This is a genomic window from Paraherbaspirillum soli, assembly GCF_042654985.1.
In the GTDB taxonomy this organism is placed as follows: domain Bacteria; phylum Pseudomonadota; class Gammaproteobacteria; order Burkholderiales; family Burkholderiaceae_D; genus Paraherbaspirillum; species Paraherbaspirillum soli.
This window is the reverse complement of the sequence record NZ_JBHSMT010000026.1, coordinates 232,876-244,991: the sequence shown is the minus strand read 5'-3', so window position 1 is coordinate 244,991 and position 12,116 is coordinate 232,876. Positions and strand designations below refer to the sequence as shown.

At 60.6% G+C, this 12,116-nt stretch carries 8 protein-coding genes; all 8 read right to left on the bottom strand.

Annotated elements, in window-relative coordinates; genetic code table 11:
- Positions 1–327 precede the first annotated feature (327 nt).
- On the bottom strand, positions 328–468 hold the full coding sequence (locus ACFPM8_RS14970; protein ID WP_378998385.1) for a hypothetical protein: 141 nt from the start codon (positions 466–468) through the stop codon (positions 328–330).
- A gap of 490 nt (positions 469–958) precedes the next feature.
- Positions 959–1,900 (bottom strand): muramoyltetrapeptide carboxypeptidase, encoded by a 942-nt coding sequence (gene ldcA / locus ACFPM8_RS14965; protein WP_378998383.1) that lies wholly within the window; start codon positions 1,898–1,900, stop codon positions 959–961.
- A gap of 16 nt (positions 1,901–1,916) precedes the next feature.
- Positions 1,917–2,384, bottom strand: coding sequence for a tRNA adenosine(34) deaminase TadA (tadA, locus tag ACFPM8_RS14960; RefSeq protein ID WP_378998382.1), 468 nt, complete (start codon positions 2,382–2,384; stop codon positions 1,917–1,919).
- Positions 2,385–2,486: 102 nt separating this feature from the next.
- Complete coding sequence (queD, locus tag ACFPM8_RS14955; RefSeq protein ID WP_378998380.1) at positions 2,487–2,945, bottom strand: 6-carboxytetrahydropterin synthase QueD; 459 nt, start codon at positions 2,943–2,945, stop codon at positions 2,487–2,489.
- Between the two features lie 28 nt (positions 2,946–2,973).
- On the bottom strand, positions 2,974–3,609 hold the full coding sequence (queE, locus tag ACFPM8_RS14950) for a 7-carboxy-7-deazaguanine synthase (protein WP_378998378.1): 636 nt from the start codon (positions 3,607–3,609) through the stop codon (positions 2,974–2,976).
- Between the two features lie 456 nt (positions 3,610–4,065).
- A complete protein-coding gene (locus ACFPM8_RS14945; protein WP_378998376.1) occupies positions 4,066–8,571 on the bottom strand; it encodes an EAL domain-containing protein in 4,506 nt (1,501 codons plus the stop codon).
- Positions 8,572–8,671: 100 nt separating this feature from the next.
- The gene (locus ACFPM8_RS14940) at positions 8,672–9,811 is read right to left on the bottom strand and encodes an ABC transporter substrate binding protein (RefSeq protein ID WP_378998374.1); all 1,140 of its coding nucleotides are present in this window, start codon (positions 9,809–9,811) and stop codon (positions 8,672–8,674) included.
- A gap of 10 nt (positions 9,812–9,821) precedes the next feature.
- Positions 9,822–11,933 carry a TonB-dependent receptor plug domain-containing protein gene (locus ACFPM8_RS14935; protein WP_378998372.1) on the bottom strand — a complete coding sequence of 704 codons (2,112 nt, stop codon included), beginning with the start codon at positions 11,931–11,933 and terminating at the stop codon, positions 9,822–9,824.
- Positions 11,934–12,116 lie beyond the last annotated feature (183 nt).

The following is a 12,116-nucleotide window of genomic DNA, read 5'->3' as shown; positions in this document are numbered from 1 at the left end:
CGGCAGCCCCCGAAGGGACTCCCTACCTCACCGCCCGTGGAGGGCGACAAAGGTCGTGCACGTAGAAAACCGCAAGCCGCGGTCCGCGCTCTTTTGTTAGTGGCTGCGAAGCCACGTCCAGGATCTTTTTCTCAGAGACGGGACCGACTATAAACGCTATCGGATGTGATGGCAATTATTAGCATCATGCTATTTTTAGATGCGCGGCAGGTTGGCGTTGAGCCGCAGGCGAAGCCCAACCTACAAAGCCCGGCAGCATGAATAAATTTTGATAGGCGGTGCGTTGGCGCAGCAAAAAGCCCCGACCGTTTCCGGTTCGGGGCTTGTTCAGGATCGCAATGAAAACAGCGCCCTGGCGGCTTTCCAGCTTTCCGCCTCTTTGACATCGAGCTGCGTGCATCCTTCGTGAAGTTTGTCGTCAATGAACCTTCGACCCGTTGCATCCTTTTGCAAGTAGTAAATTTTCATCGTCCCTCCAATGGCAGAAGCATCAAAACACTTGCTCTGTGCGAGCAGTGCCGACTCGTGCGCCGACTCCAACCTTGCCAGACGATGCTGCTGCGGCAGGTGGATTTTTTTAATGGTGCCGATGATCGAGGCTACCGGCTAACCTGCTGATGTGCAGAACACCCCGTGACAAATCCGTAGCCGATCTGGCGTGCGATTCATGATGGGCGTGTCGTTTCAAGCGTTTGAATCTTACGCGTCTTACATGAGGGGATACAGCTGTCACTAATACCAGAATGCGACGTAACAGGTAGGGCGGAAAAGCGTAGCCCTTGCAGGGCGCGTATCCGCTGGCAGGCGGATACCGTTGCGCAGGCGGATGGCATGCCATCCGAAACCCCTGCTACACCCTTCCGCCGTTATGGGCGTGCCAAACATATGCGGCACATCCATCGGCGGATAACGCTGCGCTCATCCGCCCTACGGGCCGTTGGAGATTTTCAACAGCTTGTTAGAACTGCCCAGCCAAGGTCAGCTTATTGTGGGTGGTCAACTGAAACCCGTTTGCATCGGCAATCAAATGCGCTTGCGCACCGACCGGCAAGGTCAGCTTGTCGCGGATGTGGCCGAACGGCAGGCCGGTCAGGATAGGCACCGACACATGTGCGCGCAGATAGGTCAGCATCGCATCGAAGTCATAACCGTTGTCGTGCTCGGCCAGGCGGTAGTTGGAAAAATCGCCCAGCAAAATCGCCTGCTGCCGCCCGAGGATGCCGGCATATTTCAGCTGCAGCAGCATGCGTTCGATGCGGTACGGGTGTTCGCCGATATCTTCCAGGAACAGGATGCCGTCTTCGATCTGCGGCAAATAGGGGGTGCCGACCAGATGGTTCAGCATCGCCAGATTGCCGCCCCACAGCATGCCGCTGACATTGACCTCAGGGTTATTGGGCGCGCTCACTGTCACGGTCTGCTCCGGCTGTTGCAGGCATTGCCAAAAATGCGACAGCGTGAAGTCGCTTAATTCAACGTCGCCGAAATCGCTGCACAGCATCGGTCCGGCAAAACTCTGCATGCCAGTTTGCGCCAGCAAGGCCAGATGGAAGGCCGTGACATCGCTATGCCCGACGAACAGTTTTTTGCTGGCCGCCAAGCGTCGGAAATCCAATAAGGGGAGCAGGCGCGACATGCCGTAACTGCCGCGCAGCGCCAGCACCACCTGGACCTGCGGGTTATCGATTGCGGCATAAATCTGCTCCACTCGCGCCGCATCGGTGCCGCCGAAACGTTGATGCTTGGCGTCGTGATCGTAATAGTCATGCACGACGCAGCCCTGCGTCCGCAGCGCCTGGATGCCGCGCGCCAGTGCTTGCTCGTCGAGGGCGTAACCGCCGGGAGCGATCAGGGCGACGCCGATCTGGGTTTGGTGCTGGTATTGGAGTGTTTTAGTCACGATAGGCCCCCTTTGATCACGCTTGTTTTTGTTGCGCCAGACGGCGCTCTGCGAAAAATTCCTTGAGCAGCGCGCCGCATGCATCGGCCAGCACGCCGCCGGTCAGTTCGGTGTGGTGATTCAATTTTTCTTGCTCGAACAGATTGAGCACCGAGCCGCAGGCGCCGGTCTTGGGATCGCTGGCGCCGTACACCACCCGCGCCAGGCGGGCATGCATCATGGCGCCGGAGCACATCGCGCAGGGTTCCAGCGTGACGTAGAGTTCGCAGCCGGGCAAACGGTAATTGCCGAGGATTTCCGCCGCTGCCCGCAAGGCCATGATTTCCGCATGCGCGGTAGGGTCGTGGGTGCCGATCGGCTGATTGAAACCGGTCGCGATCACTTGTCCATCCTTGACCACCAGCGCGCCGACCGGCACCTCGCCCAGCGCCCAGGCATTGTGGGCTTGCGAAATGGCTTGTTGCATGAAGATGGCGTCACGCATGTCGGGGGCTATTGAGGTTGGGAGGTGCATAAGACTTGGCTACTGTATGGGGCAAATTGCAAGACGATCGGCACGCAACGCGCCCCGTTCGTCAGCGTGTCATTAATGGTCTGCTGGATCTTCGGAAATCTCCGCCCAGCAATTCGGCGTCTCGTGCAGCACCAGTTTTTGCAAATGCAGGCCGGTGCCGTAATGATCTTTGTAGGCCGCTTTGAGGATGTCGAAAGCGGTGCGCGCCAGATTTTCGACCGTCGGGATACGGTCGATGATGACGGTCTTGTGGTCCGGCAGCGTGGCCAGGAAATCGCGCACGGCGGCGTCTTTTTCGTACACCAGGAAGGCGTGATCCCAGACATCGACCAGATGCTGTTTGGCCAGCGTCTTGATGTCGGAAAAATCCATGATCATGCCGTTGTCGGAACTGCCTTCGACTTCGATGACGGCGCCGACCAGGGTGATTTCCAATGTGTAGCGATGGCCGTGCAGATTGCGGCATTGGCTCTTGTGATCGGGAATCCGGTGTCCGGCATCGAATTCCAGTTTGCGGGTGATGGTCAACATAAAACGGTATCGGTTCTTATTAGGGGATTTAAGGAATTTGCAGCAGTTTGTGGGTTTGCAGGCTGAGCTTCCATTTCGGGTTGCGCTTGCAGGTCTCGATCGCCAGTTTCAGATTATCCGCCAGCAACGGGCCATCCATGGCCTGCACATAGAAATGTTCGAAATCAAGCGACTCGTAGCTCGCCAGCGATTGACCGAGCTGCGGGATCACGACTTTCAGTTCGTTCCCCTTATGCACCTTCAACACGGAACCCATCTTCGGGCTGACGCAAATCCAGTCGACGCCGGCCGGCACCTCTATCGTGCCGTTGGTTTCAATCGCGATTTCAAAACCGGCCGCATGCATGCTGGCTATCAGCGCGCTATCCAATTGCAGCAAGGGCTCGCCGCCGGTGAACACGACAAATTTGCTGCCGGCGTAGCTGGTCGGCCACAGCGCATTGATGGTCTGCGCCAGGCTCTCGCTATCCTTGAACTTGCCGCCGCCCTCGCCGTCGGTGCCGACAAAATCGGTGTCGCAAAACTGGCAGATCGCCTTGCTGCGATCTTCTTCGCGGCCGGTCCACAGGTTGCAGCCGCTGAAACGGCAAAACACCGCAGGACGTCCGGCATGGGTGCCTTCGCCTTGCAGGGTGTAAAAGATTTCTTTGATGCTATAGGTCACTGTACTTCTCGCATTGGCTCACGGATGGAGCGTGTTGTACTAATTTACGCTGTTTTTATTGTCGGCACTTGCTCATTATCCCGGCGACAAGAATGCCGAATGCTGGGCGAAAAGCCGCATGGTTACTGGGTTTGGATTGTTTCTAGCCGGCTTGAATGCGGTCCACGGCGGCGGCAGGAGATCAATGAGGCCGCCATTTTCTCATTAATTGGCGAATCACGGGTTGCTGCACGGATGGCGTCAGCATATTGATTGCGCGGCAGAGCTTTGACCTTGCGCTAGCTTCCGTAGAAATATTTTCTTTAAAACAACAAAAGCATGACCCGGAATCGTAGGGCGGAAAAGCGCAGCGTCTTCCGCCGTTGGATGTACCACCAATGTTTGACGCATCCAGAACGGCGGAAGGCGCTGCGCTTTTCCGCCCTACAACACCATTAGATGCCACGACAATCCACGCTAGCCCGGCCCCGGCAATTCCGCCAACCGAAGAGCGTTCTGCGCCGTGACAAATTCGGCGAATTCTGCTGCCGGGATCGGCTTGCTGAAGTAGTAGCCCTGCATCATGTCGCACGACAGATCGCGCAGGAAGTTGAGCTGGGCTTCGCTTTCCACGCCTTCGGCCACCACCTCCAGCCGCAGGCTGTGCGCCAGCGCGATGATGCTTTTGACGATGGCGGCGTCGTCCAGGTCTTGCGGCACGTCTTTCACGAACGATTGGTCGACCTTGATGATGTCGACCGGGAAGCGCTTCAGGTAGGCGAGCGACGAATAGCCGGTGCCAAAGTCGTCGATCGTCAGCCGTACCCCGAGGCCGCGCAGCCGGTGCAACGCCTGCAAGTTGTCCTCGGCATTTTCCATCAGGGTGCTCTCGGTGATTTCCAGTTCCAGCAGGTGCGGCGGCAGTCCGGTGTCTGCCAGCACCCGTTCTACCGTACTGGCGAAATCGGTTTGCAACTGCCGCACCGAGAAGTTCACCGCCACCCGCATGGCCGGCATGCCGGACTTGATCCAGCTCTGGAGCTGGGCACAGGCGGTACGCATGACCCAGCCGCCGATCAGGTTGATCAGGTCGGTTTCTTCCGCCAATGGAATGAACTCTTTGGGCGCAACCATGCCGCGGGTCGGATGATGCCAGCGCACCAGTGCTTCGGTGCCGACGATCTGGCCGTTATCGGAGCGCACTTGCGGCTGATAGAACACTTCCAGCTCGTGCCGGTTCAAGGCCTCGCGCAGGTCGCTTTCCATCCGCATTTGTTCGGAGATCAAATGCTCCATCGCCGGTTCGAAAAACTTGAAGCCGGAACTGGTCTTCTTGGCGCGGTACATGGCGGTATCGGCGTGCTGCAGCAAGGTGCCGACATCGGTGCCGTCGTGCGGATAGAGCGAGATGCCGATGCTGGCGCTGACGAAGATGTCGTGGCCGTCGATCAGGAACGGCGCGGCGACCGAGCGGCAGATGTTCTGGGCCACGGTAGTAGCGGCATTGGGGCTGGCCAGGTCGGCCAACACCACGGTGAATTCGTCGCCGCCCAGACGGGCCACGCAGTCGACGATGCGCACGCTGCGCCGGATCCGCTGCGCCACCGCGATCAGCAGTTTGTCGCCGACATCGTGGCCGAGGGTGTCGTTCACATATTTAAAACGATCCAGGTCCAGGAACAGCACCGCCACGCCCTCCTCGGTTTGGCGCGCCTGCTCAATGCTGCGCTTTAGCTGGTCGAAAAACAGGGCGCGGTTCGGCAAGCCGGTCAGCGAGTCGTTGAAGGCCAGGTCGCGCACCCGGCGCTCGGCCCGGTTGGCCTCGACGATGCGCCTGACGCGCTGCGACAGCACGGCGAAATGAATCGGCTTGGGGATGTAGTCGCTGGCGCCGGCGGTAAACGCCCGCTCTACCGACGCATTGTCTTCCAGCCCGGTGATCATCAGCACCGGGATGTTTTGCCGGTTGGGCAGCTCCTGCAGCCGGGCGCAAGTGGTAAAGCCGTCCATCACCGGCATCACCGCATCCATCAGGATCACGTCCGGTTGTATGCGTCTGAGCAGGCGCAAGGCCTGCACGCCGTTTTCCGCTTCCGCCACCCGGAAGCCGTCCCGCAGCAAGGTATAGCGCAATGCGCTGCGGGTGCTGCGATCGTCGTCCACCACCAGCACCAGGGCGCTCTCTATCATCGGTTGGTTGCCGCGCGGCCCCTCGACCGCGCCCTCGCTGCCCAGCAATGCTGCGACGTCGTCGAAGGCGGAGCGCAAGCGCGGCAGCAGCGGACGGATATCGGCCAGCTGGCGGTTGATCGCGTGTTCTTCCGCCTCCTTGGACAACTGGGCCATGCAGGCCGCGCCCAGGTTGCTGCTGCTGCCCTTGAGGGTGTGGGCCATGGCGCGGGCGGATTCCGAATCGCCCTGATTGACTGCCTTTTCCAGTTGGTCCAGATAGGCCGGCGTATCTTCCAGGTAGGGCGTCACTGCCTGTTGCAGACCGGGCCCCAGGATTTCCCGCAGCTTGTCGAAGACATTGCGGTCGAGCGCGCTGTATTCGCTCTCGTTCAGGTTTTCCGTGGCCGTTGCCGCCTGCTCGGCGATGCTGTTGATGGCCTCGGCGGCGCCGGCGTTGGCGGCGCTGGCATGAATCAGCCAGCGCTCCAGTTTGCGGCGCAGCTCGATCAAGGTGATCGGTTTTGCCAGGTAATCGTCCATGCCCGCTGCCAGGCATTTTTCCACATCTCCTTCTTGCGTATTGGCGGTCATGGCGACGATCGGCGTGCGCCGGTCCTCGGTCTGCTCAATATTGCGGATGCGCGCGGTGACTTCATAGCCGTCCATCTCCGGCATATTGCAGTCCATCAGGATCAGGTCGAAGCGGCGGTGCTGGGCGGCTTCGATCGCCTCCCAGCCGTTGGACGCAAATTCGCAGTTGCAGCCGCTCATGGTCAGCATGCCGCCGGCCACCACTTGATTGGTGCGATTGTCTTCCACCACCAGCACTTGATACTCCTTACCGGCCGTCGGCAGCTTGCCGGGCTGAGGAGCGGCCTCAACCGCAGCAGGCGGCGCGGCCGCGGGTTCCTGGTCCGACAGCAGTTGCAAGATGGCGTCCAGCAGACGATTCAAACGCAAGGGCTTGGCCAGCATGCCACCTGCTCCCGGCGGCTGGTCGGTCTTGGGCGAGCCGTCGCGCTCCAACAGCAGCAGCCTGGTCGCCGCCAGCGCCGGCTCGGAGCGGATCTGGCGCGCCAGGTCGGCGCCGTTGCCGTCGCTGATGCCGCGATCCATGATCAGCAGCGCATAAGGCGCTGCGCGCGCCCGGCCCAGTTCCGCCAATGCCTCGGCGCCGTTGCTGACGACCTGGCAAGCCATCCCCTGACGGCCCAGGCTTTGTTGCAGGAAGCTGCGCACGATCTCGCTCTCGTCCACCACCAGCACCCGCACCCCGAGCAGGGCCGGTTCCGGCGCGACGACGGGCTGTTCCTCGCCCGGCTGGCAGCGGATCGTGAACCAGAACGTGGCGCCTTGGCCGGGTTCGCTGACGACCCCGATCTCGCCCTTCATCAATTCCACCAGCTGTTTGCAAATCGCCAGGCCGAGGCCGGTGCCGCCGTATTTGCGGGCGGTGGTGCCGTCGGCCTGGGCGAACGATTCGAACACATGGCGGATGGCATCCTGGTCCATGCCGATGCCGCTGTCGCTGACTTCAACCCGCAGGCCGAAGCCGGCGTCGCTGTCGACGGCGCACGAGATGCGCACCGCCACCTGGCCGTGTTCGGTGAATTTCAAGGCGTTGCCGACCAGGTTGATCAGCACCTGCCGCAAGCGCATCGAATCGCCCTTGATCCGTTCGGGGACATCGGGCGCCAGCAGGTAGCCCAGTTCCAGCCCTTTTTGCTGGGCCAGCTTGGCCAGCAGTTCCAGCGTTTCCTCGACCAGTTTGCGCAGGTCGAACTCGATCTGCTCCAGCACCATCTTGTTGGCCTCTATCTTCGAGAAATCGAGAATGTCGTTGATCAGGTCGATCAAGGTGTGGGCCGAGTTCCAGGCCACCTCGACGCATTCCAGCTGGGGTTTGGTGAGGCGCATCTCTTTGAGCATGTCTAGCATCCCCACCACGCCGTTCAAGGGGGTGCGCACTTCGTGGCTGACGGTGGCGGCGAATTGCGCTTTCATCAGCGCCGCTTGCAGCGCCTGGTCGCGCGACTGTTTCAATTCCGCTTCGCGCTCTTCCAGCACGGCCATCATCTTGTTGAAGGCATGCGCCATCTCGATAATGTCACGCGGTCCCTCCGGGTCAGCGCGCATGCCCGACTCGCCGGATTCGGCGCGTCCCATCAGGCCGGACAAGGCGTTCAACGGCCGGATCACATGACGCGCCAGCAAGCGCATGACAATCAGCAGGATGATCGCGAAGGAAAGCGTGATGGCCAGGTTGGCCACCAGCAAGGAAAGCACCAGCCGATTCATGGTGCCCTTGCCGAGCACGATATGCACATACCCCAGCAATTGCGGTTTGCGCTCCTGCAGCTCGAACGGCGAGCTTCCTTCATGGCTTTCATAGACCGGTGCGCCGAAGCGCCATACCTCATCGTTTTCCTGCTGCAGCATGGCGCGGCTCAGATCGCTGTCGGGCAGCCCTCCTTGATGCGGTTTGATGACGGCGCCGGCCTTGGTTTCGGATACCAGGATTTTTTGGTTGGCGTCGATGATTTCGACCTTCAGCACGTCCGGGAACGCCAGCGTGGTGGCGACCTCTTCATGCACGTTGTCGGGGGAATGGTAGAGCAGACCCAGGGTGCTCTGGCGGGCCAGGTTTTCGGCGATGTGCCGGCCTTGCTCGATCAGGTAGCCGCGCATGCTCTGCCTGGTTTCAAACGAGTTCATCAGCGAGGAGAACAAGGCCAGGCCGAGGATGGAGACGGTGACGATCACCATCAGCTGGCGGCGGAATCCGGTGCGGCGTAGGTAAGCTTGCAACATGATGGGCTCGTCAAGATGAAGGGAAAGGTGTCGGCCTTGACCGACTACACGTATTTCAATCTCTGATCAAAACCAATGAGCACTCAACCGTTTTTTAAGTTCACGGCTCCGGGAAAACGAAATCGAAACTGCGTTGCTGCTGATAGTCGATGTTCAAGCCGACGTGACTGGCGGTGCGCAGATTGATCGCCGTCAGCACTTCGCGCAACGGCGACAAGCCATGCTTGCGCGAGTCTCCCGCCAGTACGCTGAGGGCGGTGCTGGCCAGGTCGTGGCCCAGCCCCAGGTTGTTCGGATACAAGGCGAACAGCGCGCCCTTCTTGACGTGCAGGAAGCTGCTGGAAAAAACCGGCACGCCGCGGTTCCAGGATTCTTTCAAGACCAGCGGCAAGATCGTTTCTTCGTCCACCGTGGTGGCGTCCTGCGGCAGCCAGACCGCGTCCAGCCGGCTGTCGGCGCCGGCGAACGCGGCTTCATACAGGCGCGCCGCCGAGGCCAGGTCGTGCGCTTCGTGGACCACCAATTCCAGGCCCAGGGCCTTGGCCGCTTCACGCGCCAGTTTGAGCAGCCATTCGTTATGCTGCGGGTCGTAGATGACGGTCACTTTTTTGGCGCCGGGCAGCAGTTTCTTCAACAGCGCGAACAGCAGCGCCGGGTCCGGCGTCAGGCTGATGCCAGTCAGGTTGCGGCTGTCGCCCTCGGGCACCGACAGCACGCCGCCGACCACCACCGAGATGTCGCGCTCCAGCCCGGATGCGGCCTTCAAGCCTTGCCGCCCGAGCGCGATCACGACCTTGGTGCCACCGCGTTTGAGTTGGCCGCTGAGGTCGGCCAGATTGCTGTTGGGGCCGATCGGATAGCTGCTTACCTTGGTTTTGGTCTGCTCTTCGATGCCCTCGATGATCTTGGCGAAGATACTGCGATAGGGTTCGGGCAGATCCGGATAAATCACGGCGAGCGCCGCTTTGCTATCGGGGATTTCCGCGCGTTTGGGCGGTGCGTCCAGGCCGGCCAGCACGATAGGATTGAGTTCATTGAGCGCGAGGCGTGTTTCGGCCGCGCTGCCGTTCAAGTCCGGCGAGCGGCTCTTTACGGTCCTGGCGCGCTTGCCGGGGTCCGCATGGGCGCTGTCCTCGCCGGCGTAGGCTAGCGCGCATAGCAGCAGCAGGAACAAGCCGAACTCGATCCGCAATGCCGCTGGCAATCCGAATCGATAGCAGATCCCGAGGCGCCGATTCATCGTGAGCGGCTCAGAGATTATGTTGAAGCTGCACATAGAAAGCGCGCCCCGGAAGCGGCAAGTCGAACGGGATATTCCCCGGCGCGAAACTCGGCTCTCTTGCATCCCGGTTGAACAAGTTGCGCACGATGGCGCTGACTTCCCAATTGCCGGCAAGCTTTTCTCGCCGCAGATTCAAGTCCACCGTCGTGTAGTCGGCAATCTGGGGCCGGGTGTCGCCCGGCTGCCGCTTGCGGTCGGCCACGTAATTGATCGTCGTGCCGACCTGCCACAGCGGCGCGAAACGCCAGTCGGCGCGGCCGAACAGCCGGTGATGAGGCGCCAGACCGGCATCCTGGCCAGTCTTCTGGTCGGTCGAATGTTGCAGCGAATAGCTGCCTGACAGCCGCAAATTGCGGGTGGCATTCCAGGTGACTTCCATTTCCAGGCCGCGTCCGGTCTGATCGCCCTGATTGCCGTAGGTGGAGCCGGTGGTCGGATCGGCATTCGGCTCAAACCGGATGATGTCGTGTATCCGGTAGCGGAACAGGTTCAAGCTGGTTTGCAGCGTGGGCGCCGGCTGCCAGGAGAATGCCAGCTCGTTGGTGACGATGGTTTCCGGCTGCAGCTTGGGATTGCCGATCGTGACCGGATTGTTGATCGCATACTGCTCGGAGAACGAAGGCGCACGGAAAGCGCGGCCATGCAGTGCCTTGATGACGAAGTTGTACGAGGCGTCCCACACCAGCGCCAGGCGCGGATTGATGGTATTGCCGAAGTCGGAATAGTGGTCGTCGCGCACCCCGACCGTCAGCGTCCAATCCCTCGCCAGAGCCCATTCGTCCTGGGCGAACACGTAGGAGATGTTGCGCTTGTGCGGCAGCATGAACACCAGGTTGGGATTGCCGGTGGCATCGACCACGCTGGGGAAAGGCATGAATACCGGGCCGATCCCCGGCACGTCAACGATATTGAAATTTTTCGCCTCGCTGACTTTGTACAAGTCTTCTATCTGGTAGCCGCCGCCGACACGGACCCGATGATGATCGAAGCCGGTATAAAAGGCGGACAGGCTGACCTGGGTATGGCGCTCGGAATGACCGGGATTGCCGATCACGCCGTTGGGAAAGGCGCCGCCGAAAGCCCCGGCCGGGAACAAGGTGTAAGGCGGGTCGCCCTGCTTTTCCTTGATATCGGAATAAGCGAGCACGCCGGACACGTCCCAATGCGGGGCGAAATTGGCTTTTTCATAGTTCAGGTCAAGATACAGCCGCGACGACGGCATGCGGCCGTTGGGGTCGACGCTGTCGGCCAAGCCGTAACCGATCCCCACTTCCCGCTGCTGATAACCGGCACGAAAGCGCCATTGTTGGTAGGACAGATCGGCCCGCGCATCCAGGGCATTGCGCACCGCATTGACCGGTCCCGGCGCGAGCGAGGCGTGGGTGCCGAACACCGGGTCGAGCTTCGACTGCAAGTCCTCCTGGATGGTGGTGTGTTGACCGTCGGTATGGCCGGCACGCAGATAAAAAGCTGCCTCGAACGGACCTAGCGGGCCGCCGTGCTGGATCCAGCCGTCGCGGGTATGGAAGCTGCCGGCGCGCACGCCGTATTCGGTGCCGTTGACATCTGCCGCGGTCTTGGTAATGACATTGATCACGCCGGAAAAAGCGTCGGCCCCGTACAGCGCAGATCCCGGACCGCGGATCACTTCGATCCGCGCCACATTCTCCAGCGGCATGCCGCCCCATGCCTGGCTGCGGTCGCCCAGAAACACATTGGTCATCGGGATGCCGTTGACCAGCACCAGGGCTTGCGGATTGTGGGCTTCGACGATGCCCCGGAAACTGTAGATCGGATACAAGGGCGCGGACCATGTGGAGACATGCAGTCCGGGCACGCTTTCCAGTACTTGGTCGAGGTCGAAGGCGCCCATCGCCTTGATATCTTCGGCAGTGATGACGGAAGCCACGGCCGGTGCGCGAGACAGGGATTGTTTGCTGCCAGTGGCGATGCTGACGGAGGATTTGTCACCATAAGAAAGCGCCAGTTCATCCTCCTCGTTTTGCTGAGCCGCCGCGCCGCCGGCACTTAGCAGTAGAGCGACTGCACACAGGATTCTGGATTGCAAACGTTTTACCATTTTCGATCCCTCTCTGGAGTATTGTTATCGCGCGGTTCTATTCATCTTTCTTCCTGCCATGAACAGGGCATCTCTAAAAACCTACTGCAGGGTTTGGCAAGCCCGCCAATCTCGAAGCGGCGATGCTCACCGTACCTCCGTACGGCTGCAGGTGTTTCAAGTTCGTCACTTCGACCTTGGGCC